Annotated in this window: 17 protein-coding genes and 3 pseudogenes; 13 read left to right on the forward strand and 7 right to left on the reverse strand. The window is 58.4% G+C overall.

The window, feature by feature from the left end; translation table 11 throughout:
* Nucleotides 1–37: 37 nt before the first annotated feature.
* Nucleotides 38–871, forward strand: coding sequence for an aldo/keto reductase (locus BQ8794_RS14555; protein ID WP_077378714.1), 834 nt, complete (start codon nt 38–40; stop codon nt 869–871).
* On the opposite strand, the gene BQ8794_RS14560 is transcribed toward BQ8794_RS14555, so the two are convergent.
* The 3 genes from BQ8794_RS14560 to BQ8794_RS14570 form a co-directional block, all read right to left on the reverse strand.
* Entirely contained in the window at nt 868–1,161 is a 294-nt protein-coding gene (locus BQ8794_RS14560; protein ID WP_077378717.1) for an MFS transporter, read from the reverse strand. The two genes, BQ8794_RS14555 and BQ8794_RS14560, sit on opposite strands and share 4 nt — an antisense overlap.
* Nucleotides 1,162–1,262: 101 nt before the next feature.
* Nucleotides 1,263–1,982 carry an HAD family hydrolase gene (locus BQ8794_RS14565; RefSeq protein WP_077378720.1) on the reverse strand — a complete coding sequence of 240 codons (720 nt, stop codon included), beginning with the start codon at nt 1,980–1,982 and terminating at the stop codon, nt 1,263–1,265.
* A 177-nt stretch (nt 1,983–2,159) separates the two neighbouring features.
* Nucleotides 2,160–3,011, reverse strand: coding sequence for a MurR/RpiR family transcriptional regulator (locus tag BQ8794_RS14570; protein WP_077378722.1), 852 nt, complete (start codon nt 3,009–3,011; stop codon nt 2,160–2,162).
* A gap of 225 nt (nt 3,012–3,236) precedes the next feature.
* Between BQ8794_RS14570 and BQ8794_RS14575 the strand changes: the two genes are divergently transcribed.
* From BQ8794_RS14575 to BQ8794_RS14595, 5 genes are all read left to right on the forward strand, one after another.
* On the forward strand, nt 3,237–4,514 hold the full coding sequence (locus tag BQ8794_RS14575; protein ID WP_244554965.1) for an ABC transporter ATP-binding protein: 1,278 nt from the start codon (nt 3,237–3,239) through the stop codon (nt 4,512–4,514).
* 77 nt (nt 4,515–4,591) lie between these two features.
* A complete protein-coding gene (locus BQ8794_RS14580) occupies nt 4,592–5,434 on the forward strand; it encodes a carbohydrate ABC transporter permease (protein WP_244554966.1) in 843 nt (280 codons plus the stop codon).
* Nucleotides 5,431–6,303: a carbohydrate ABC transporter permease gene (locus BQ8794_RS14585; protein WP_077378726.1), complete on the forward strand. Its 873-nt coding sequence runs from the start codon at nt 5,431–5,433 to the stop codon at nt 6,301–6,303. The genes BQ8794_RS14580 and BQ8794_RS14585 overlap by 4 nt, the downstream gene beginning before the upstream one ends.
* Nucleotides 6,304–6,411: 108 nt before the next feature.
* On the forward strand, nt 6,412–7,692 hold the full coding sequence (locus tag BQ8794_RS14590) for an ABC transporter substrate-binding protein (protein WP_077378727.1): 1,281 nt from the start codon (nt 6,412–6,414) through the stop codon (nt 7,690–7,692).
* Between the two features lie 75 nt (nt 7,693–7,767).
* On the forward strand, nt 7,768–8,601 hold the full coding sequence (locus BQ8794_RS14595; RefSeq protein WP_077378728.1) for a phosphodiesterase: 834 nt from the start codon (nt 7,768–7,770) through the stop codon (nt 8,599–8,601).
* A gap of 69 nt (nt 8,602–8,670) precedes the next feature.
* On the opposite strand, the gene BQ8794_RS34705 is transcribed toward BQ8794_RS14595, so the two are convergent.
* On the reverse strand, nt 8,671–8,970 hold the full coding sequence (locus tag BQ8794_RS34705) for a hypothetical protein (protein ID WP_143744566.1): 300 nt from the start codon (nt 8,968–8,970) through the stop codon (nt 8,671–8,673).
* 985 nt (nt 8,971–9,955) lie between these two features.
* Between BQ8794_RS34705 and BQ8794_RS14605 the strand changes: the two genes are divergently transcribed.
* Both BQ8794_RS14605 and BQ8794_RS34710 read left to right on the forward strand, forming a co-directional pair.
* Nucleotides 9,956–10,522: a hypothetical protein gene (locus BQ8794_RS14605; RefSeq protein WP_244554967.1), complete on the forward strand. Its 567-nt coding sequence runs from the start codon at nt 9,956–9,958 to the stop codon at nt 10,520–10,522.
* Nucleotides 10,523–10,934: 412 nt separating this feature from the next.
* A complete protein-coding gene (locus BQ8794_RS34710; protein ID WP_143744567.1) occupies nt 10,935–11,201 on the forward strand; it encodes a hypothetical protein in 267 nt (88 codons plus the stop codon).
* A gap of 195 nt (nt 11,202–11,396) precedes the next feature.
* On the opposite strand, the gene BQ8794_RS14610 is transcribed toward BQ8794_RS34710, so the two are convergent.
* Nucleotides 11,397–11,873 (reverse strand): hypothetical protein, encoded by a 477-nt coding sequence (locus tag BQ8794_RS14610; protein WP_077378731.1) that lies wholly within the window; start codon nt 11,871–11,873, stop codon nt 11,397–11,399.
* Nucleotides 11,874–11,973: 100 nt separating this feature from the next.
* Between BQ8794_RS14610 and BQ8794_RS14615 the strand changes: the two are divergent.
* A pseudogene (locus tag BQ8794_RS14615) lies at nt 11,974–12,759 on the forward strand (IS630 family transposase); the annotation flags it as partial.
* A gap of 91 nt (nt 12,760–12,850) precedes the next feature.
* Nucleotides 12,851–13,138 (forward strand): annotated as a pseudogene (locus BQ8794_RS14620) (IS110 family transposase); the annotation flags it as partial.
* Between the two features lie 910 nt (nt 13,139–14,048).
* Here BQ8794_RS14620 and BQ8794_RS14625 read toward each other — a convergent pair.
* Nucleotides 14,049–15,380 carry a M20 metallopeptidase family protein gene (locus tag BQ8794_RS14625; protein ID WP_077378734.1) on the reverse strand — a complete coding sequence of 444 codons (1,332 nt, stop codon included), beginning with the start codon at nt 15,378–15,380 and terminating at the stop codon, nt 14,049–14,051.
* A gap of 3 nt (nt 15,381–15,383) precedes the next feature.
* A complete protein-coding gene (locus tag BQ8794_RS14630; protein WP_143744568.1) occupies nt 15,384–16,454 on the reverse strand; it encodes a hypothetical protein in 1,071 nt (356 codons plus the stop codon).
* 1,227 nt (nt 16,455–17,681) lie between these two features.
* Here BQ8794_RS14630 and BQ8794_RS14640 point away from each other — a divergent pair.
* The 3 genes and pseudogenes from BQ8794_RS14640 (at nt 17,682) to BQ8794_RS14655 (ending at nt 22,589) form a co-directional block, all read left to right on the forward strand.
* Nucleotides 17,682–18,440 (forward strand): endonuclease/exonuclease/phosphatase family protein, encoded by a 759-nt coding sequence (locus BQ8794_RS14640; protein WP_078060889.1) that lies wholly within the window; start codon nt 17,682–17,684, stop codon nt 18,438–18,440.
* Nucleotides 18,441–19,292: 852 nt separating this feature from the next.
* A pseudogene (locus tag BQ8794_RS14650) lies at nt 19,293–19,558 on the forward strand (Tn3 family transposase); the annotation flags it as partial.
* Nucleotides 19,559–20,729: 1,171 nt separating this feature from the next.
* A complete protein-coding gene (locus tag BQ8794_RS14655) occupies nt 20,730–22,589 on the forward strand; it encodes an ABC transporter ATP-binding protein (protein ID WP_077378751.1) in 1,860 nt (619 codons plus the stop codon).
* The last annotated feature ends 748 nt before the right edge of the window (nt 22,590–23,337 follow it).

The raw sequence follows: 23,337 nt of genomic DNA on the forward strand, positions 1-23,337 counted from the left end.
TAGGACGAACAAACGACCGAACGGGCAAGGAGACCTTATGCAGAACCTCATGGTGAATGGCGCGGCAATTCCGGTGATCGGGCTTGGGACCTGGACGCTGAAGGGCGAAGTCTGCTCGGAGTTGGTCATGCATGCCCTTTCGTTGGGCTACCGCCATCTCGACACTGCGTCGACCTATGAGAACGAGAGCGCGGTGGGCGAGGGACTGCGATTTTCCAGCGTACCGCGCGACGAAGTCTTCGTCACGACCAAAGTCTGGCTTACCCAGATCGCGCCGGGAGACCTGGAGCGATCGGCCGAGGAGAGCCTGAACCGCCTTGGCCTCGACACGGTCGACCTGCTGCTGATTCACTGGCCGAACCCGGAAATTCCGCTGGCGGCATCCATTAAGGCGCTGAACGCGGTTCGGGATTGCGGCATGGCTCGGCACATCGGCGTATCGAACTTCCCCACCGAGTTGCTTGCGGAGGCGGTGCGCCTATCGAATGCCCCGCTTGTGGCCAACCAAGTCGAGTATCATCCCTATCTCGACCAGATCAAGGTCCATACCGCCTGCCGCGCAGCGGGCATGGCGATGGTCGCCTATAGCCCGCTCGGCCGAGGCGAAGCGTTGTTTGAACAACCGGCAATTCGGGACGCCGCCGAGCGCCACCGAAAGAGCCGAGCACAGGTTGTGCTTCGGTGGCATGTGCAGCAAGAAGGTGTCGTCGCCATTCCGCGCACCGAGCGCAAGGAGAGGCTGGCTGAAAACATCGACCTGTTCGATTTCGAGCTTTCCTGCGAAGAGATGGCAGCGATTTCGTGCCTTCGGTCGCGCAACTTGCGCATTTACGATCGCGATTACTCGCCGAAATGGGATGAGCCTGCTTAGGGCCTAAGCTTCGGTAACGGGTTGGTGCAGGTAAGTCCAAAAGAAGTAGCGAGCAGCCCGCCGCACAACATCTTTCGATGGCCGATCCTGTCAGACAGTGCGCCAAATCCAGGTAGAAATCCTGCCATGAGAAGCGAGTAGGCGTTGACCATCCACAGCTTTTCCGATGTCGAGGCGCCTAGCTGTTCCGTAAGATGCGGCAGGGTGACGTTGAGGACCGTCATATCGATGCCGACAAGGGCGAGCACACCGGACAGGGTGGCCAAGCAAAACCACGGGCGAGGCATCATGATTAGATCCGAAAGAGCGGCTGATGGCGGAATCCGGTGGAGGACAGCGGATGGTGGTGCGCCAGAGATCGTCGAGGTCCCGACCGCCCATCCGCAGCGTCTTACACCGTTAGCGCGACTTCATCGGGGACTACGGACAGATGGTAAGGTTCTTCTGACGTCCCCTCGACTATGGCCAGCAGATCTTCCAGGCGGCTAAGAATGCGTGTGGCTCCCGCTTCCTTCAGGCGCAAAGCGTGGGAAGGGGTGCAGTGTCCGCCGCCTACAAAACCCACAGCGGTCATGCCAGCTGCAATTGCTGCCGTCACACCGGCTATGCTGTCTTCAATGACGACACAGTCGGCGGCCGACATGCCCATCTTTTCGGCAGCATAGAGAAAGATGTCCGGCGCGGGTTTACCGTTTCGTACCAACACGGTGGAGAAGATATTAGGATAAAAGAGGTCGAACAGATCTGTCTTTGCAAGGGCAAGCCCGAGTCGGTTCGGTGCGGAACTCGAGGCCACGCAGCAGGGTATCTGCAGCGCGCGGATCGTCTCGCGCGCACCAGCTATCGCGGTGAGTTCGGAGAGGTATAGTTCCCGAACACGCTCATCGATGCGGGTGGAAAAGTCGGTCGGAAGGGGCGTGCCCAACTGCGCCTCGATCATACGATACATGTCATTGGCTGGAACACCGGCAAACTGATGGACCGCTTCCTCGACTGTGATGGGACGGCCGATACGGGTTATCTCTGCGGCTTCAGCGGTACTGACGATTATCTCGCTGTCGACCAGCACACCGTCACAATCGAAGATGACCAGCTTTGGTTTGGTGTCCATTATTCATATTCCGAGGAGCGGGCTCGACGTTGGCCCGCTGCAATTCAAGTTACTGGCGGTAGTTTAGGCATCGGCGGATGCACAACTGTACTGTCGGTCCTGTTCGCGAAGCCAGGGCCGTTAGGGCACGCATAATGGATTAATAATCGAAATGCAATGATATTTATGGAGTGATTCTTACTTGCCGTCTGATGTCCGCGCCATGCCTTTGGCGTGGTCGGCGATAGCGATGGCCAGGGCTTCGGCAAGGAAGACGGCCCGGGGCAGGGCGATCATCTGTTCACGAAGACCAGGCTGCGGCAGCCGCGCCATTTGCAAGACGGCATTCGAAACTTTCGCAAGACTCGACTTCGGATGGCAGGTAATCGCCAACGAGAAGGCGCCAATATGGTGAGCTTTGCGCAGGAACTCGACAGTGTCGGGTGAGGCGCCTGATTGAGAGATCGCAATGGCGGCGTCCTCCTTTGTCATGGTCTCGGCGGCTTCATGGGCGTAGCCAGCATTGGCGAAGAAGCGGGCGTTAACGCCGCTGCGCCGCAAACGATGAAACAGCACCTCGGCGGCAAGTCCAGAATCGCCGGAGCCGTAGATGTTGACGTGGCGTGCGCTTAATAGGGGCAGCGCGGCGGAAGCCAGTACCTCGGGCTGCACTAGCTGTCGCGTATTCAATACGGAGCGTGAAATCAGCGAAACCGTTTCATCGAGGGAGTTGACGGTCAGGCTCACGCCCCTGTTGGGCTCGCTCTCGAGCTGCCCAACCTCGGCGGCAAGGGCGAGCTTGAAGTCAGTGAACCCTTTGAACCCAAGCTCGCGGCAAAGGCGGAATATCGTCGCCTGCCCGCTTTGAGAAGCTGCGCTCAGTTCGCCAAGAGATTGACGAACAGCCTTTTTGGGGTTTTCGAGGATGTACAGAGCAACCCTGGCCAATGCATTGGGAAAGTCTAGCGCGGTCTCCACTTTCAAGAGAACCGGCGTATGCGTCTCGTTCTCTTGTGAGGAAAGCCGCGAGCTCTCACCTTGCATGGCCATATCATTCTCCGAACTCGATCAGAATCTCGCATGGCGTCGCCTGCGCTTGCATGCCTAAACCTCATAGGGCCAGAACACTCTACCGTCCAACCCGTTGAAAACAACCGCTGGAAGTTTTGGGTATGGCTTTGTCTGCTGGGAGACGCACCGACGGAGGAGTGCGGGACCGCCTGGTGGCGGCGTCACTTCAGTTTCGCTACGATGGAGCGTTGCGCCAGCTTCACAATGGATAATAAATCCGTAGCCATTGTCATAGAAGTGATAAGAAACTCCAATATGGACACGTCCACGGAGGAGAGCAATATGACAGGATCCGCAGTTCGGATATCGAAAATCGCAAAGGGATATGGTGCGAGCCGGGTATTGAGAGACATTGATCTGGCGGTTGATGCCGGCGAGTTTATGACCATCGTGGGGCCATCGGGCTGCGGGAAGTCGACGCTGCTGAAGATTCTTGCAGGCCTCGACCAGCCGGATGGTGGATCGATCGAGATAGGCGGCGAGAGCGTGAACCAGCTCCGCCCGAGCCAACGCAACATTGCCATGGTGTTTCAGTCCTATGCGCTATACCCGCATATGCGGGTGCGGGACAACCTGGCAATGCCGTTGATCATGGCAGACTTGCCCTTCGTGGCGCGAATGCCTGTGATCGGTCCTCTAGTGCCCGGTATGAGTGCAAAACGCCGCCAGATAAGTTCGACTGTGAGAGACGTCTCGAAGTCGCTCGGCATCGAAGCGCTACTTGAGCGCAAACCAAGCGAGTTGTCAGGAGGGCAGCGCCAGCGTGTGGCGCTTGGACGTGCGATGGTGCGCCAACCCGGCGTCTTCCTGATGGATGAGCCGCTCTCCAACCTGGATGCGGCGTTGAGGACACAAGTTCGCACCGAACTGGTCCAGCTGCAAAAGCGCCTGAACGCGACATTCCTCTATGTGACCCACGACCAGGTCGAAGCTATGACGATGTCGGACAGGATCGCCGTGATGATGGACGGTAGGATCGTTCAAGTGGCTACACCCGCGGAGATCTATGCTGCGCCGGCAGACATTCGAGTGGCGCGTTTCATCGGATCGCCGCCAATCAACATTCTTCCAGCCAACATCGGCGAAGCGGGTATCGTTGGTCTCCTGGGTGAAAGCCAGAATTTGCGTACCGCTTTGAGGGCGGGAGAAAAGGCGCAAGTCGGCATACGCCCTGCAGATGTGACGGTGGCCGCGCACACGCGGGCGCGCGGCGCCTCTTCAAGCCATGAAGGTCGATTACTTCACACTGAGAACCTCGGAAACGAGATCATTCTCCATCTTACTCTCGCTGGCGACCGACAAGTTCCATTTACGGCGCGGCTGCCACAGAGGGAATGGGCGACGATCCAGGCGAGTGGTGGGAATCCTAATCTTGTCCAGGTTGGACTGCCGGCAGAGCGCTTTCTCGTATTTAACGCTGCCGGCCGGCTTATCCCTTCGAAGGGGGTACAAGTCTCCAAACGGCTCGAGGCGGTGTCATGACCTCTCTTCCGACTTGTGGCACCTGTAGGCCGGCTCGCGCAGTTCCTGACAAGCTACGCGGGGTCAACGCAGCATATTTGTTCGCCTTGCCGGCCGTCGCGCTCATCGCGATCGTTGTGCTAGCTCCGATCGCCGTCGTGATCCTGCTGAGTTTCTCGAACTACAGCCTCGGAGCAACCGACTGGTCTCTTGTGGGGATTGGCAATTATGCCCAATTGGTCCACGATCGCAGTTTCTTGAATGCGCTCTCAAACACGGCTCTTTATGTTTCCGTCGTGGTGTCGATGTCGGTACTGCTGGGTTTGCTCCTCGCGATCCTGGTCCATGGCACCGGCCGTCTGAGGCGGCTCTATGAGGTCATCTTCTTCCTGCCTGTCGCCAGCACGCTCGTTGCGCTGGGGCTTGTATGGAAGTTCATGCTGCATAGCCGCATTGGGCCGATCAACGAGTTGATCGCCGCCCTTGGCCTCCAGCGCATCGACTTCTTCAACAACCCATCGATCGCGATTTTCGCGCTTGCCGCGATCGGTGTCTGGCACTTGGTCGGCTTCAATATGATCCTGTTTCTGGCCGGGCTCACCGGTATCCCGCGGGATCTTTATCAGGCGGCTGCGATCGATGGTGCCGATGGCTTTTGGGACCGCCTGTTTCGCGTCACATGGCCGATGCTCGGGCCGACGACCATATTCGTGACTATTACGTCGACGATTACTGCCTTCCAGGTCTTCGACACTGTCGCCGTGATAACCCATGGCGGACCGGCGGGATCGACCGATGTCATCCTCTATCAACTCTACCAGGCGAGCTTCCAATATTTCGAGACTGGCTACGCCTCGGCGCTAACCGTCGTCTTCCTGATCATCATGATGGCGATCTCGGCTGTGCAGATCTTTGCAGCGCGGGGGGTCCACTATTCATGACCTCCGCCAAACTTGACGTGTCTACCCAAGAGCTTCGCGCGCCGTCCTTGGCCCCGTCTCTCGCCGCTGCGGTCAGACACGGACTATTGCTGATTTTCGCGGCGATCATCCTTCTTCCGTTCGCCTGGATGATCCTCGCAGCGGTAAAGGATCCGTCAGACATTTTCTCCGATCCGTTCTCGCTCGATCCGGCGAAGCTGCGGGCTGTCGAGAACTTCAGCAAGGCCCTGACCGCCGCGCCGATGGGCCTGTTCATGCTCAACAGCCTGATCGTGGTCGTCGGGGTTCTGAGCGTACAACTTATCACCTCCGTTGCCGCAGCTTATGCTCTCGCGCAATTGAAGTTCCGCGGACAAACACTGCTATTCGGGCTTGTGTTATTTGCGCTGTGCATTCCGGTTCAGGTCCCAGCCCTGCCCATGTATATCGCGCTTGCGAAACTCGGGCTTCTCAACAGCTATTTTGCGCTGATGTTCCCCTGGTTCTTTTCGGCCTTTGCGATCTTCCTCTTCCGCCAGCACTTCCGCACGTATCCCCAGGAAATCATAAATGCCGCCAGGATTGACGGGTTCACGGAAATCGAGATCGTGCTCCGACTCATCGTTCCAAGCGCTCTGCCAGCGATAGCCGCGTTCTCGGTCTTCTCGGTGACCGCACATTGGAACGATCTATATTGGCCTCTGATCGTCGTCAACGTGACCGAGAAGATGACCGCCCCTTTGGGCTTATTGAACTTCCAATCGGCAGAAGGCGTCAGCTACGGGCCTCTCATGGCGGCCGCCACCATCATCACCTCGCCGCTAGTTTGCGTTTTCCTTCTGGCGAGGCGGTATTTTGTCGAAGGAGTGACGATGACCGGAGTGAAGTAACTTCCAATTCCGGGCCAGGCGGGACGTCTGGCTTCAGACCCAAGGCTGCACCGCCGCACCCAACAAACATAACTGTTTTTTTATCAACTCAGCGAAAGGAATATCGCGATGAGACAGACCTTGGCTTTCCTGATGGCTGCCGGCCTCACGGCTGCCGCCGCGTTCAGCGCGGCTCCGGCTCGTGCAGAAACCACACTTGAGGTCGTGCATGCCTACGGAGCGTTCCGCGAACGGTTCTACCAGCCGCTTGCCGACGCTTTCATGAAGGATCACCCCGACATCAAGATCAAGTTCCGTGCCCCGGCGACGGATTATTATGAGGGGCATCTGGCCGTTGCCCGCGAGGCCATGACCGGTCAGACGCCAGACATTTTCTTCGCCGGAATGAATCTACTTCCCGATCTTGCGTCGATGTTGGCGCCACGTAACCAGATCACGGACTTGAACCCTTTCCTCGACCAGGAAGGCCAGGCCTGGGTTGATAAAAACTACGACATAAACGTCCTTGAGCTCGGACGTATTGACGGGCACCAATGGGGCCTGCCGTTCAACGCATCGACCCCGATTGCTTACTTCAACGCCGACCTTATGAAGAAAGCGGGGCTTGATCCCCAGCAGCTTCCCAAGACCTGGGACGAGTTTATCGAAGCTGCAAAGAAGATCAAGCAGGCCAACAGTGACGTCGACGGAATGCAGATCAACCTGGCTCTAGGCGACTGGTTTTGGCAGGCCATGGTCTACAGCTATGGCGGCACGATGATGAGTCCCGACAGGACCAAAGTCACCTACGGTGATGATGCGGGTCTGAAAGCGGCTACGACTGTTCGTCGCCTTGTTGAAGAAGTGGGTATGCCTTGGATTGATGAAGATGCTGGCATGGCGCAGTTCGCGGCAGGCAAGCTGGGCATTTTCATCGGTTCGACTGGCGACATCCGTACCATGGACGATGCCATCGGCGGCAAGTTCAAGTTGGTCACCGGGACATTCCCGATGGGAGCCAAAGACGGCCACCTGCCGACCGGCGGCAACTTCGCAACGATCCTGACGCAGGATCCCGAAAAGCAGAAGGCGGCGTGGGAGTTCGTGAAATTTCTGACCAGCCCTGCCGGTCAGAAAGTGACTGTCCTCGGGTCCGGCTATATGCCGACAAACAAGCAGGCTCTGAAGAATGAATATCTCGGTGAGTTTTACGCGAAGAACCCTGACTGGAAGACCAGCTTGACGCAGTGGCCGATTGCTGTGGCCTATTTCGGCTATCCCAACGTCAAGAGCATCAAGGTCTGGAAGGCCCAGTCCGAAGTTCTGTTCCGCATCGGCAGCGGCGACGTCTCGCCAGTAGACGGCCTCAAGGAGATGGTCCAGTCCACCGAAGCGATTGTCAAGGAATAAGCAAGGTGAAGAACGGGGAGGGGCCTGTGCCTCTCCCCGTCTCCACCTCGTTCCGCCTCATCGAAAGCGAGTAGAATGTTGAAAATTATCCACGTCAGTGACACACATATTGCACCCGCCGGCCAGCTGGTGGTTGGTCTTGATCCGCACGAGCGCCTTAGGCAGGTTGTGCATGCCATCAACACGAACCACGGTGACGCTGCGCTTTGCGTCATCACAGGTGATCTGACTGATCGTGGCGACGAGGCTTCCTATCGGGCGTTTCGCGAACTCGTGAGCGAGCTCAAGATCCCTTACCGACTCCTGCTGGGAAATCACGACAACCGGGCGAACTTCCGGCGGGTCTTCGCAGATGCGCCTGTCGATACCCACGGCTTCGTTCAGTCTACCGCCGACTTCGGCGACATCAGGTTGATCTTCCTCGACAGCCTTCACGACGATCATCCGGGACTGGGGCGTCTGTGCAACGGGCGTCTGCAATGGTTGGAGGCAGCCCTGAAGGAGACTGCAGCTGCCGGACGCAGGTCGGTCGTCTTTGTGCACCACCCTCCTTTCTCTGTCGGCGTGAAAGTGTTCGAAGAAATGCTGATCGAAAACCCGGAGCCTTTTCTGAACCGGATCATTGCCGATAAGTCGCTAATGCACCTTGCCTTCGGCCACCTGCATCTCACGACGGCGGGCTCCTGGAACGGCGTTCCCTACAGCTGCAACCGTGGTGTCGCGCATCGCATTGCTTTGAGCCTCGAAGACAGCGTCGCCGAGTTCATCCAATCGGAGCCGACCTTCGACGTGATGCTCATCTCAAGCTCAGGTGTTCTTGTGCATCATACTGCGCCGGTTGCGGATAGCGATGTAATCGCCCGGGAATATGCGACGGAAGACGGTCGGGGGCGGCTCGTCATGATATGACACGCGCCTCAGGTGCCGCGGCGCGTTCCGATCCGAACTTCCTTGTCATTGCGCGAACAATCTTGACCGCTAAGCGGCAAGCTGCTTCGGCCGGTTCAGGAACGCGGCGATCAAGAGCCACAAAAATTGCTTCAGCCACCTGAGCAGGAGGGAGAAGTTGTAACCGGCTGCGGCCAGGATGGCGTTGATCGCATCGCCTTGGGTGTGAGAGAGGCCGCGACGCAGATCTGTCGTGTGGTTACCTTTCTTCATTTCATCCATTTCGGCTCGTGCGACAGGAAGCCGTTCGGCAGCTTTCGCCGCTTCGTACCCAGGCAATTCAAAACCCGTGCCAGTTCGGCGGCCTGGGATAATTGCAATTCTTTTCAAGCGGTTGACCGAAGGGATTTAAAAAATGGCCAAGCAAGTCCGTGTAGCGGACCCGACAAAGGGACAGGTGTGCAACAGCTCCTAACTTCGTCGGTAGGGCTCTGTTGCAAATATGGCTTTAGACGTTATGACCGTGGTGTGAGCGGCGGCCCGCCCTTAGTTAGTTAGATTTCCGCTGCTGGCGATCGCTTTGGCTCAAGCCTCTACTTTCTGAAGGCGGTTTCGAGCATGGTCATTGCTTCCGACATCGTCGACGGATGTTCCGAGCCACATATGCGATGGCGCGGCGGTCGTCGGCGTACCGGCTATTGACGTAATCCCGCATATGCGCCTCAATCAGCTCACACAACTCGCTGGACGGCACCAAGTCTTGCCGCCTGCGCTCTGAGGCGAGCGCCGTTGCTGCAACCGTCGACGAGACGACAGCGCTGCTGGAGTGGACCAGCACTGCGCGGCGGCTGATCTTCGACGTGGTGGCTACTCCTCTTCGATCAATGGCGGAAAAATCTGGTGTCGCAGGAACTGTAGCACGCGGGTTCGCACCTTCATGTCAGGATGCATGAGCATTGTCGTTTTTCTGGTCGTGCCATTCAGCGGGTCTTATCGGCCTCGGTCATAACCGGGCTTCCGGTTAGGAATTGACGAGGCCAACCGTCGAGATATTGTGTCGCCCTACCTGACCGCCGCCCTACCTGACCGCCCTGTCTCTCGTGCGATTTATGCCGACAGGAGTGCCTCAGCGCACTTTTCAGGATGACTTGAAACAACTTGCCGCCGACTTCCGCGTCTAGTCGCTCGCGAGGTGCCTCATCTCAGTCTTTAGGAGCTTGATGCGCTCGCTAGCTGTGACCTTTCCATAGGTTGTCCATCCGGCCCGGACTGGGAAAGCTGAGGTTGTCGAAGCTTCCCTGATCAGCTGATCCTGCTGCGGGCCAACGGCGAGATAATCCAGCTCGACCCAAAGGAGCCGGACCTGCGTGAGCGGATGCAGTTCAAGGGAACAGCCGACAGGATTCGTGAGATGGCCGCCATATTCAGAAGCGCCACAGTCGATGATGCGGTCATCTTGAGGCAACTCCATGGTCACTGGAATTTCGCGAACAGCCTGCTTCCGGTACTGATTGAAGGCGCAGTCGAAATAGCGGCATCTCTGCCCGAAATGGAAGAGCAGATGTTCACCAAGGCCGAAGTCCGCATCATCAGGACGAGCAGCCGATATTCGGCTGCGATGATGGAAACCATTTACGGCGCCGCCGTGCAGATATGGGAGACTCTCGCACAGGCCTATCGGTTGCCATGGCAGAATCTCGGAGACGGTCGCGTCGCTCAAACCTATCTCTTTCGATATGCGCTTGGATTGGTCATTCATCTGCTTTTTCGGATCAGAAGCGGCAGCCAACCTGTCAAGCGGATGGACAGGATGAGCAACGACATGATCGACCTGAGCTTCTGCGTCTATGCCTCTTACTTCGACGGCTTCATGACCGCCGACGAGAAAGCGCGTTGGATCCATGCAAACTTGGTCGCTGCCTTGGAAGCCGTGTCGCGCTGATTCCGATCCGCCCGGTGGACAACCGGATCGTTTTCGCGCCAGCTCTAAGGGACCCCTCCTACGAGAGGAAACCCTGGATGTGGTTCTCAAGGACGTGGCACTGATACGGCCTCATGTTCGGCTCAATGACCAACCACGAGGTGCAAGCGGAAGCGCGCTCCTCGATTTCCTGAAAGGCAACCGCCACAGGCGAACGATCGAGGTCAGCGACGAAGACATCTCGCAGTTCTGGAAGGCATCGATTGGGGAACTGAATATAGCGTTGGTCTTCTAGATGAGCAGTCCGACATCGTCCACGTTCACAGGGCACATGACCTGCCGCACGCTATCATCGGAGCCGTGCTGGGAGCCATGCTAGCGGGATGGACGCACGAGCTGCTGCCTTTCGAGATCGAGTAGAATGAGGACGGCGATGTTTAAGGCATGGGGAGGGGCCAAGTTCGGCGTGGCCGACATGGTCGTTCTCCGGCGAGTGGATCGACCTGCCCCGAAATCCACCCATCCGCGCTGTGCGGATGAAGCATCCATCGACTGGCTTCTCGGCGGCAGCCTGGCATGGCGTGGTTCGACGTGCGTTGGATCAGGAATGGCCTTGAAACAAGGGACTCGCTACATCGCGGCGAACGCTTGGCAATCGTTCGCAGTTTTGAACAGCTTCGGGGTGCATCCCATCGCCTAGCGACGCTTGTCAGTCGGAGGGCGTTGAGGAAGACCTTCGAACTCAGCGCAGCGGCGGGCCGCCAACGAAAGTTTGCGTTGGCGAGCCATCCGCCGACGCGCTGTCCGGCATCGAAAATTGATTCCTCGTATGGTTAGTCGCCTGGCGTCCTTGACGAAGCTGATGATCAAGCCGGACCTGCGATCTTAAACATCCTCAGGCGGACTCGCCGTCGAGTTGCCGATTAAGACGACCCAGCACAGCAGCCTTCGCGTCGTCGACGCAATAGACCGGAAACTCGCTTCCAAGTTTGGCTAGGTGACTGCTCCAGGTCGATACCTGCCGCTCGAATTTTCCCGCTTCCAACTCAGCAGGGAATATCAACAGTCTCGGCATCGGATCGACCACAGGAGCTTCGGCTCCTGCGGCTATCCGGGCCACAAGATTGCCGAGCCGAGGCAGAGCTGCTTCTCCGGAAAGCTTCGTCGCCATCCGATGGAAGGTCCGTAGAAGCCTGCATGTCTCGACATAAGCTGCGGAAGCCGCGTCTCGGTAGACAGGGCGGCTGAGATATTTGTTGTAAACCCCCAGCTGCCGGATGACCTCAGGATTGCGCCTGCTGCGCAGCCTGCTGTCGCCCAGGGTTTTCGCCTCCCAGAAAACGACGTTGATGCGCCCCGCCCCGGCGTTCATCCAATGCAATCTCGATATTATTCAATGACTTGAATGATGGTTAGAGCAGGAGCCAAGCCGACAACCCGTGTCGCTCACTCGACAAACCCGGCAGTAGTGTCGGTTGCCCGAGCACGAACAGCTGTCGCGCGAGACGGTGCGCCGGCGCCTGGCCGAGAACGACCTCAAGCCCTGGCGCGAGGACATGTGGTGCATCCCTAAGGTCGATGCGGAGTATGTCGCGCGCATGTAGGATGTGCTCGACCTCTATGCCGAGACGCCCGATCCGAAGCGGCCGGTCGTGTGCTTCGACGAAAGCCCGACGCAGCTCGTCGGCGAGGTGCGCCAGCCGATCCCGGCCGCACCGGGAAGGCTGGAGCGCTACGACTACGAATACAGGCGCAACGGCACCACCAATCTGCTCGTCTTCCTCGACGCTCACCGACCCTGGCGCAAGGTGACAGTCACCGAGCGGCGCGCCGCCGATTTTGCCCACTGTATGCGCGATCTCGCCGATGGCCATTATCCCGAGGCCGCCTGCATCCGCGTGGTGCTGGACAATCTGTCCACCCATACGCCGGCCGCACTCTACCAGGCTCTGCCGCCCTCAAAGCGCGACGCATCCTGCAACGGCTGGTGTTCCACTAGACGCCCAAGCTGCCAGCTGGCTCAACATGGTCGAGATCGAGATTCGCGTCCTGCGCAGTCAGTGCCTCGACCGCCGCATCGAAATCGCGACAGCCTCGTTGCCGAGGTCGCTGCTTGGGTAAACCAGCGAAACAATAGCGGTGCCCGCATCAACTGGATGTTCTCAACTGAACAGGCGGGCGAGCTGCTTTCGTGCTTTCGTCGTTTCATGCAAATTAGAGAAACTAAGTGTGCTTGGTTGCATGTTGTTTGTTCTTAGGTATCCGCTATTTATTACCGCTGTTATTGTAAGCTCAGCTTCTAAAGATGTGCATTCCTCCGGACTTCTGAATAAAGGCAAGGCAATGCGCGCGATGGTTAGGGTACCGAGCGTCAAGGAGGAGGACCATCGGCGCATTGGCCGTGAACGCAAGGTTCTGGTTGGTGAGCGGACCTGCCATGTCAACCGGATCAAGGGCCTACTGTTTGCTCAGGGCATCACCGGCTACGAGCCGCTGCGGCGTGACCGGCGACACCGGCTTGAGGAACTGAGGACCTGCGGCGGCGCGCTGCCTGAACATCTGAAGGGGCAAATCCGTTGCGAGCTCGACCGGCTCGAACTGGTGATCGCCCAGATCAAAGAGGTGCAGGCCGAGCGCCGCCCCAGGTTCGGGACCGAACCCGCGACCGTCGCCGCTGCGCAGGCGACAAATGCAACGACAACTTGCCTCAAAGCCGAATACGCCTGGCGCGCGGTCTCGCTGGGATCGTCAATATTCCCACTGGCTCGGGTATCCCGCAGCAGCACGAATGGCACGATAAACACGAAGAAGATGACCGGCAGTATGAACACCAGCCGCTCGGGCACGCCATTTCTCAAAGCGTATCCGTAAATTTCCACTCTGCTCAGGAATGCGGTTCCCAGACCAATGACCTTGACGTCAAGGCTGATCGGTCCGGGTTTCGTTACCAATTCACCCAAGGTCCGATAGGCGAACCAAAAAACGACCACGAAATTCACAAGAATTAGGAGCCCCTGAATGTCGGTGACGGAGAGCTTGCTGGGATTGTCGCAAAAGGGCATCCCCCGAGACAGGCATGACAGCAGCGTGGCGGTCTGGGAGCCAGCCTGTACCAACAGCGCCGTCGTCAGTATCGGCACGAGGCCCAGGCGCAGCTTCTGTGGAACACGATCCCAAAGAGAGTGACCAATCATGCGAGCCCCCACTATTGACAGCCTATTGCAGATCTCAGTCGGTCAGTTGAACAACCCAAGCATCGCGGTCACACGCTACATTGTGGAACTCGAGAGACTTCGCCGCCTGACCCGCGTGCGCTGCTGAGGAAAATCCACCGATCGTTGAGGTGTTAAAACTCGAGAGCTCGATCCGGACTCCCTTTTGGACCTTGTGAATTTGCGTAGTTATGACGACTGCGAACGATGCCATTTGTGCCCCATGTACCTCGGTTCGGTTGCCGGGCTTATGAATTACGTGCCTATCTGAACGTCATTTAGCTGCCTGGTTGTTGGGGTTTGCTTCTTCACGGCTTCTGCAAATGCCACCGAGATTAATTCCAAGTTGCTTCCCCAGTTGTCGCGATACGCGCCGCAAGGCTCATCAAGCGAACGCCCTCGACGAAACTGTCGGGATGAATGGTGAAGTCAACCGTATGCACACCGGCTTGGCCCAGGCCGTCCTTCGCAATGCCAAGGGAGAAATAGAGCGACGGCCTTTTCGCCGTGTAATACGCGAAGTCCTCCGAAAACATGCCGCGCCACGCGGCGGTTGCCACGGTCCCTGGCCATGCACCCTGGAGTTTTGGAACAATACGCTGAAAGAGACCTTCGTCATTGCGCGTCGGCGGCGCCCCGGGTCTCAACGACCAATTTGCTGCTACATTGTTCGCGGCTGCAAAACGCGCCGTCAGGTCGGTGATCATCGCGTTGATCGACTGAGCGCCATCGGCAGCAATGAAAGGGTCCTCAAACGCGCGGATAGTTCCCCCGATTTCGGCGTCGCTGGGCAGACTATTTGATGCGGAGGACTCCGCTTTCAGTCGGGTGACCGATATCACCATCGGCCGGTTGGCAATGTCGACCTTTCGTGCCGGCAGATAGGACAGGCTCTGCGCAAGCTCTGCGGCAAGCATCGGGATATCGCTTCCCCCGAACGGGGCGGCGGCGTGCGAGCTCTTACCGGTCAGATTCAGGGTGAAGTAACTGCTCCCGGCAAGGACGCTGCCAGGGGCGATTGCGATCGATCCTACCGCTAGACCGGGGGCTGAATGGAGCGCGAAAACCGCCTCAATCTTCAGCTGGTCCAGGATACCTTCCTTGACGATATCGTCGGCGCCGCCTGCAACCTCCTCCGCCGGCTGAAATATGAATACGATTTTCCCAAGGAAACGATCGCGGTGGCGCGCTACGAGTTCGGCCGTGCCGAGAAGGATCGCCGCATGAACGTCGTGCCCGCAATTGTGCATGAACCCGTCGAGCAGAGAGCGCGGCTGATGTTCGGAAGGTTCAACTTGTCCTGGATTTAGCTTGCGGGCATCCAATTCAGAGCGAAGCGCGATAACTGGCCCCGCTTGGCCCGTGTCCATGACCGCGACGATCGCGGTTGGAAGGCTTTCGATTTTCACGAAACCAAAGCCACCGATGGCTTCAAGGCGTTCTAGGAGGAAGTCGTGCGCCTTGGTCTCCGCCTTGCCGAGTTCAGGGTTCTCATGGAAGTAGGAATAGGTTGCACGTACGGTTGGCAGAACGCTGTCGAGATCAACAGCGAATTGGTCCGCTTCGGCGGATGTCGCAATCAGAAAAAGGGCCATTGCGACAAGGAGCGGCCGCCGGACGAGCGCCGTGTTGGCTGACTCAACGGCGATGCGTTTCAGCCGGATCACGCCCTAGTTCCCTCCCTCAAACAACATCACATCGTAGGCGACCGCAACAATGCCGCCGGTTGTATCATTCACATCAAGGCTTGCGCCGCCGCTCGGCGCCACAGTCGCGAATGCGTCAACCTCCAACACGCCGGCCTTGACCACGCCTCGCCACATCAGGCCCTCTTCCGTACTGGCGACGAAGCGGACTTTTCCGTGTGCCTCGAACAGATCTCCATCGAAATCGAATACCTGTGGCCGAGTGGCGTCGCGAATAAGATTGAGGGAACTTGTCAAAGTGAGACCGGCGTCGGTCACCTCATAGAGCCAAAGGTTCTTGTCCGCGGCCCCGACCGAGCAGTTAACGACAAGCAGTTGCCCGTCTATCTCGGAAATGGCGTTAATGCCGCGCTGGGCAGTGGCTGAATATCGCTGACGGAAGCGTTCTTTCCCTGTGGTGACGCTAAACGCGACGATGTCGCCGTCCTCCGAACCAGAGAGGACAAGGTCCCCCTTCCAGGCGGCAAGACCGCGGATGTTTTTCAGCGGGTATGGGCTTGGAATAGGGTTAGCAGATTTAAGGTCTACCGCCCGCAGCAAAGTCAACGATTGATAATTCCGTTTCCACACCAAGGCGAAGCCGTTGGCATGGCCGGTAACGACCAGATCGTCGCCTAGATAGTGGAACTGGGTTGCGCTGTTGGCAACGCCGTACGTGACATCATAGCCAATAGGGAGAGGGGCATCGAACGCTCCCTTCCCGGTACGTCCCCAAAGCGCCAGCTCATTCTCACCATTTGAATAAAGGATCGTCCTCTCGTCCAGCGCGACTACAAGCTCAACACCGGCACCGCCTGCGGTTGCTTGTGTTTGAAGCAGGACTGGCGTCCACTCACCGGCACGCTGTGTCCTAAAGACCGATACGGAGCCATCCCAACGTCCGACGACAAAGGTTTCGGAATCGATCCAATCAACCATTTGAGCGCGGGCAAATTCAGTGGAGGCAGGCCTCAGCTCTAACGGCTGTGAAGAGCCAGGCTGAGTCGAGTGTCCAAGTACCAAGGAGGTCAAAAGAGCCAGCCAGAGATACTTCATGCTTGCCTCGAATGTGCCGACCAACTCATTGAACCAGTAGCCTTCTCGATGTGCCTTTGGGATATTCCCATAAGGCGGCCAACTCGGGAATGGAGTGACAGGTTGCCTTGATGGCATTGTGAGGCTCTTCCGATCCGTTTGTACAGATAGAGCGGACCGTTTTTTTGGGACATTAATATTCCTTATGGTCTTGCGGCTGGGCGCGTTGTTCTATCCTATTGTTGATTTCGAGAGATGGGCACATTTCAGGGGAGGGTGAAAATGAAACACCGCCTGGTCTGCATTCTGACCACCGGACTGTTCCTTGCGGTTCCAGCCTATGTTCACGCAGCCGAAAAGCTGACAATTCCCCAGATTCAAGGTTCAACGCACATCTCTCCCCATGCTCGATCGACGGTGATCATCGAGGGAGCCGTGACCCACATTTTCGGCAACAATTTCATTGTCCGAGATGAAGCGGGGGATGGCAACGACGCAACTTCGGACAGCATCATCGTCCGGCGCAAAGCGACCGGCTTGACCGTGGGTGACCGGGTGCGTGTGGAGGGCGTGGTTCGCGAGTTCAATGAGAACGATGAGCCGCGGACAACAACAGACATCAATGATGCCGTCTTCGAGAGACTTTCTTCAGGCGTGCCTCTACCGCTGTGGTCATTGGAGCGGCTGGCAGGTTGCCGCCGACCGATATTCTCTTCATTTCGGAACACAGCGCCGACCCGGAAAACTCTGGCGCCGGTTTCTACGAGAGCCTGGAAGGCACGTACGTCCAGATCGACAATCCGGTTGTCGTTGGTCCGACTAACGACTTTGGCGAGTTCTGGGTCGTCGCCGACGGTGGCGCCGGCGCTTCCGGAATGAACTCGCTCGGCGGCATCACCGCTACACCCAGCGACGCCAATCCTGAGAGAATCCAGATTCAGGTGACGGACGCTCAGAAGCCGCAATTCCAACACGCGTTGGGTGACACGTTTGTCAGTATCGAAGGATACGTGACCTACGATCGCGGGCTTTATGAAATTCGGTTGGCAAACACCACCGGCGCCAATCCAAAAGCGTGGGCGCCCGAACCTGTCGGAGAGGCACAGGAAGACAATGTGCTGACGATCGCTGGCTACAATGTCGAGAATTTGGATCCCGTCATCGAGGCTGTCGACAAGACGCCCGTCAACGATCCGGATGACGATGTCGGCGTTGGAAAATTCAGTTCGATTGCAGAACACGTTGTCAATGCCCGATATCGTCGCGCTGCAGGAAATGCAGGACAACGACGGTGGCCAATATGGCGAAGTGGTCGCGGCCGACCAGACGCTCAAACTTCTGATCGACGCAATCGTTGCGGCGGGTGGTCCGGCCTATCAGCCGCTCTCTATCGACCCGCTCGATGACACGTCAGGAGGCCAGCCCGGAGGGAACATCCGGGTCGCCTACCTCTACAATCCCGCACGCCTTACCCCCCACGCCTCGACACCAAAGCAGATCGATGCACCTGCTTTTGGCCGGAGCCGTCTGCCCTTGGTCGCGTCGTTCAGATTCCGCGGCAGCGAAGTAACCGTCATCAACGTTCATCTCTCGTCGAAATCCGGTAGCGGTGGCGCCTATGGGGCCATCCAACCACCGATTGACCCGGCCGAACCGGCGCGTATCGCACAGGCTCGGGCGGTGCGCGACTTCGTTAGAAGTCTGCCTGCAGATAGCAATCGGGCAGTCGTCGTGTTGGGAGATTTCAACGCGTTTTGGTATGAGACCCCATTGCTCCTGCTGACCGGCAGCGAACCGCAATTCAAGAATCTTGCCCTCGACGAGCCGCCTTCGGAACGCATCAGCTACGTCTTTGACGGCAATTCGCAATCGCTCGATCACGCATTAACCCTGCTGGGGCCAGGACAGTCGGCCACCATGAAAACGCTGCACGTCAATTCGGTGCAGCCGGACAGCCGAAAAGTCAGCGACCACGATCCGAAATTGGTGAGAATAACGTTTCAGTGAGAAGTCGAGCGTCTGTGCAGTAGGGGCGAGGCCCTCTGCACGACCTCCCTGAGCTCGGTCTGCACACGAAGAGAAGCGTAATGCTGCGTCGAGACTTCATCAAACTCGGAATGGCCGCAATGCTTCCGTTGGCAGGTTGCCGAACTACTGAGGATTTGGAGATAGCGGGCCGCTCTCTTGACGCGCATTGTCGCGTTCAACGCGTCCAACCTGTGCGCTTCAGCACGGAAACCGTTGACAAGCCATTCTCATCATTAACTGCAAAGCGACAGCCCGGAGTCGGGCAGCGAGGCAAAAGGACCCCGCCCGTCATATGAACTGCATGCCTCATAGTGCGTCGCAACATTTCGATGCTGCACTGCGGAACTTTGCGGTAAAGTGGGAGTTCTCTGTGCTTCTAGCAAGCGAGGTCTCATGAGGCGCTTCAAGATTCTGCCGTCGGAATCAGGGCTGTGGTCTGTGATCGATAGCCTGACAGGGCTTCCGGCCGAGAGATACGGTCGGCCGCTCACCGGGCTGACCCGGTACGAGGCCGAAGAGGCTGCCTTTAACCTCAGCGAGAGCACTCCGCCATGGATGGCCTTGGTCAGACATCGCAGACGTTAATCAAGGCTGCCGATTCCACGGATTGGTCGGACGCGATGCGCCTCCCACTCTCATCACACCCGATCGCGTAGCCTCTCACCTCTTCCTTTTGGATGCGCGCGTCATGGCAGGGGGCGCATGTGCTCTCCAGTTCGCCGTACCATAAGAGATTCGGATCGTCGCGGTGCGCCACCAGATGGTTGGCGACCGTGGCGGGAACCGTCGCCCGTTCTCTTGCCGATGAAGTGCGGGGTGCCCGACACCGAAAGGGCGCGCGAGCTCCCGAACCTTCTGCCGATCCTGACACGGGCGATCGACGGAGCCTCATCGAGCAGCAGTATGACGAGTTGATCAAATATGCGGCGGCCCCGCAGCACCGCACGGCCGATGCGGAATCGATCCTGTGCCGCTTTGCGCGGGCGAGCGTGCAGCGCCCGAGCTACAAGGCGCTGGCCCAACTCCGCAAGGCAATCAAGACCATTTTTCTCACCCGCTATCTCGGCTCGGAAGCCTTCCGGCGCGAAATCCACGAAGTGTCGCTTGGCAGTTAATGGTGAGAACGCAGTCGTTCGGTCAGATTTGGCAGTTTATTGCGAGAATGGCGTAGCCCGGATTCTCCATTTTAACTGCAATCGCATCAGTGTGAAGGTCATGAAACCTTTTAATTCTATAAACCGGAATTCCGCTTGCAGTGGTGCTGAACTCCCTGGCGAGGCGACCGGATCTTCGTGCTGGAGGAGAATATCGGACCGGTGCGTCGCGCGGTGAGCAAGGCACGACGGCCCGACCTTCGACGAGTTCGATCTGGCGAAACTGCCGCTCTTTCGCAACGTGGTCGATCTTCAGCGACAGCCTAGCGACCCCGGCTTCTAAACGCCGTCATGGAGTAGCTCCTGCACTCGTTCGACCGAAATGTCCGATGCAAAGATCAGGTCGTGAGGGAATGTCCCTTCCCCGCAGATGATCGGCAGTCGCTCGATCGCGCGACGCACGGGATCGGCTTCTTCCGTGAACCAGCAGGTCGATATCAGAAGTAAAAAGGTTGCGGCGGTTACCGCGAACCCATGGCCGGCGCAGCAAGCGCTCTTTTCAGCAAGCGCCCTGGTCGGGAGCCGGTGACGATGAAATTCGGCTCGGGTGCGACGATTACATGCTCGAGGTTCCATTCGGTCTTCCCGAGCGTGTCCGAAACTGAACAAGAATGTCGGAGCCCCACCCGCTGGCCGTTACAGCCAGGCACCGGCTGGCGAGCAAGCGGTGGAACGAAACGGAGCGCAAATCCGGCACGCAAATTGCTTTGATCTCGTAAGTGAGACGTCGGCAGGGCGTCGTGGAGGACCGAGAAATCAACCAGGAGCGTGCTCGATGCCCGCAATGAGACGGCCAGAACAGGACGATGAACCCAGCCACACCTGGGGAGCTGGACCGCTATAGCCAGCCGCGGCGCCTCCTCGTAGATCGCGCCTACTTCAGCCAAGCCGTCCACCAGCACTACGGGGGCCACCCTATGCAGCTCTCGAACGTGGCCACAGCGCGCATGTACATTCAAGTGCGCCCCTCAGCCTTGCGTGGTCCGCTCGAAGCGCGCCAGGAACGCATTGTGTGTGGACGAGGAACGTGCGCTTGGCAGTTCAGGGGGGCGAGCGCTCTCGCACTCCTCCGATGCGCCGCACCCATTCTTCTGATCAGCCGGTTTGACCCGCCATGTCGCCTTTGCATTTCATCTATCGTCCCTTTGAGACGCTTATCCGCCCGCTGGATATCCCCTACGCGCCTTTGCCGGCAACAGGTCCGTTTGCGCTGCTTCTGCATTTCGCACGCATGTTCCGTGGCGCCTTGGCGACCATCGCCGTCTTCATGATGGCGGTCGAGGGAATCAACCTCGCGGTGATCTGGGGCATGTATATCATTGTGGACGGGGTGAGCACGAACGGTGCGGCGGTTTTCCTTGAGGAAGCTTGGCCTATGCTCACGTTCCTCGGCCTGCTGATGTTCCCCGTGCAACCGCTGCTGATGTTCATCGCCAAGACATTGGGTTCCCAGGCAGTGTACGTATGCATGCCCGCGGCTATGCAATGGCATGGCTACAAGGCGGTCGAACGTCAGGACCTTGCATTCTTCCACGATCTCTTCGCCGGCCAGGTGGCGTCGCGTATTTCGCAACTCGCCGTCGCCGTGCAGCAGCAGATCGTCGTAGCGTCTTCCAGCATACCGTATTTTCTAGTGCAGTTTCTCGGTTCGCTTTCGCTGCTTGCCACGTTGTCCTGGCCGCTGGCGCTTCCGGTCTTTTTTTGGATCGTGGCGAACGCCGCAGTCGCGGTTGTGGCAGTGCCATATTTTGCCGTGCGGTCCCGCCACTCTGCCCGCGCGCGCAGCCTCGTCGTCGGCGCCATGACCGACCTCTACAGCAACATCCACGTGGTCAAGCTGTTTGCGGCCGAAGACAGCGAGGCGGACGCAATGCGCACCATCATGGGAGATGCCATCGAGACGCAACAGCTTGAACGGCGCATCCACTTAACAACCGACACCAGCGTCGTCCTGCTGAACGTCCTTCTTTCGCTGACCAACATCGCCGTCGGGCTCTGGGGACTCGTGGCCGGTTTTGTCACCACCGGCCAATTTGTTGCTTCAATCGCACTCGTTCAGCGGCTCAACGCCAACTCCCTGGCCTTTCTCCAGCTAGGACAGCAGATATTCCAGGCTGTGGGCACGATACGCGACGCGATGCCGGTCATCACCACGCCTTCAACGGTAACCGATGTCTCCGGAGCCAGGCCGCTGGCCGTTATCGCCGGCACGGTCGAGTTCAGGGATATCCGGTTCGAATACCGGCAAGGAAAAGGGGTAATCGAGAATCTATCGCTCAGGGTCCGCGCCGGCGAGAAGGTCGGGCTCGTCGGCATGTCGGGGTCCGGCAAGTCAACGCTTGTCAGCCTGCTTCTGCGGTTCTTCGACGTAAACGATGGCGCAATCTTCGTCGACGGCCAGGATATCCGTTCGGTGACGCAGGCAAGCCTGCGTCAGAATATCGGGGTCGTGACCCAGGATGTCTCGTTGCTCCATCGCTCTGTCGGGGACAATATCCGTTACGGCCGGCCGGATGCCTCGCCGGAGGAGGTCGAACGCGCCGCAATGCTGGCCGATGCGGACGGTTTCGTGGCCGATCTCAAGGACAGCGAAAACCGCACCGGCTACGATGCTTTCGTCGGTGACCGCGGGGTGAAGCTTTCTGGCGGCCAGCGTCAGCGGGTCGCCATCGCTCGGGTGCTGCTTAAGGACGCGCCAATCCTCCTTCTAGACGAGGCGACTTCTGCCCTGGACAGTGAAGCCGAGGCGGCGGTCCAAGAAAAACTCGAGCTTATAATGGAGGGCAAGACGGTGATCGCCATTGCCCACCGCCTGTCGACGATTGCCAGCATGGACAGGATCGTCGTGCTCGACAAAGGGCGCATCGTTGAGGAGGGCTCCCCCTCGGAGCTACTCAAACGCGACGGCCTGTATGCCCGCCTGTGGCGGCGGCAGACCGGCGGCCACATTGCCGACAGTTCCGAGGAGAGATAAGCCGACTGGAAGGTCGTTCGTCACGGCTCCGCGCTGCTCGCAATGCTTGGCTGTTGTCGTAGAGAGCGGGCATGTTCGCGTTAGACAAATCTCGGCTTTCGCCGCCTCCGTCGCAAATGTGTGGGAATGGGCGACGAGATGCCACAAGAGCTCTTCGGTTCTATCGCGAGAAGCTGACCGCCCGCCGCCGTGCCGATGCTGGTACCGCCGAGTCTTAAGCAGTAGTGATCGCTCGACTTCGTCTCCGACCGTTCCACATCCTCACTGTCGTCGACGATTGGACGCGGGACACAAAGCGCGCTGCTGAGGCGGTGCCCGAACGTGCAAGGACACAGAAGCTTACGATACGAGGGTTGAGCCGAGTCGAAAAACGCATTGGAAACTCCGTCTGGTGCAATCCGGACCGGGTCACAAGGCATGGTACAAGAGTTGGGTGGCGCAACACCGCTGGTTAATTGCGCCGGTGCTATCGCGGCCTCTGGTCCGCAACGGCGCAGGCAACACGCCGAGGAGCAGGGGCGCATGGCAGATTGCCCCAACCGGCTCGACGTCGCCATGCTCGACGAGCTTCGGGAATTGGGGTCAGCGAACGCATAACCGGCAGGGCCGGGGGGTGGCTCGTTTGCCGACGCCACTGCAATTGGCCCCGCAACGGGGTCGCGAGCCGGAATTCAACCAGGCCGTTCGCCCTAAAACTGATCCAGCTCAAGGCAGCCCACCGCTACCCATGTAGAACGGGCAACGAGCG

The organism is Mesorhizobium prunaredense (genome assembly GCF_900156895.1).
Taxonomy (GTDB): domain Bacteria; phylum Pseudomonadota; class Alphaproteobacteria; order Rhizobiales; family Rhizobiaceae; genus Mesorhizobium; species Mesorhizobium prunaredense.

Coding starts and splice junctions, on each gene's coding strand:
- BQ8794_RS14575 (WP_244554965.1), top strand. CDS start 3,237: ATGGATAATAAATCCGTAGCCATTGTCATAGAAGTGATAAGAAACTCC.
- BQ8794_RS14590 (WP_077378727.1), top strand. CDS start 6,412: ATGAGACAGACCTTGGCTTTCCTGATGGCTGCCGGCCTCACGGCTGCC.
- BQ8794_RS14585 (WP_077378726.1), top strand. CDS start 5,431: ATGACCTCCGCCAAACTTGACGTGTCTACCCAAGAGCTTCGCGCGCCG.
- BQ8794_RS14630 (WP_143744568.1), bottom strand. CDS start 16,454: ATGAAGTATCTCTGGCTGGCTCTTTTGACCTCCTTGGTACTTGGACAC.
- BQ8794_RS14655 (WP_077378751.1), top strand. CDS start 20,730: ATGTCGCCTTTGCATTTCATCTATCGTCCCTTTGAGACGCTTATCCGC.
- BQ8794_RS14605 (WP_244554967.1), top strand. CDS start 9,956: ATGCAGTTCAAGGGAACAGCCGACAGGATTCGTGAGATGGCCGCCATA.
- BQ8794_RS14560 (WP_077378717.1), bottom strand. CDS start 1,161: ATGATGCCTCGCCCGTGGTTTTGCTTGGCCACCCTGTCCGGTGTGCTC.
- BQ8794_RS14595 (WP_077378728.1), top strand. CDS start 7,768: ATGTTGAAAATTATCCACGTCAGTGACACACATATTGCACCCGCCGGC.
- BQ8794_RS14565 (WP_077378720.1), bottom strand. CDS start 1,982: ATGGACACCAAACCAAAGCTGGTCATCTTCGATTGTGACGGTGTGCTG.
- BQ8794_RS14610 (WP_077378731.1), bottom strand. CDS start 11,873: ATGAACGCCGGGGCGGGGCGCATCAACGTCGTTTTCTGGGAGGCGAAA.
- BQ8794_RS14640 (WP_078060889.1), top strand. CDS start 17,682: ATGCCCGATATCGTCGCGCTGCAGGAAATGCAGGACAACGACGGTGGC.
- BQ8794_RS14555 (WP_077378714.1), top strand. CDS start 38: ATGCAGAACCTCATGGTGAATGGCGCGGCAATTCCGGTGATCGGGCTT.
- BQ8794_RS14570 (WP_077378722.1), bottom strand. CDS start 3,011: ATGGCCATGCAAGGTGAGAGCTCGCGGCTTTCCTCACAAGAGAACGAG.
- BQ8794_RS34710 (WP_143744567.1), top strand. CDS start 10,935: ATGTTTAAGGCATGGGGAGGGGCCAAGTTCGGCGTGGCCGACATGGTC.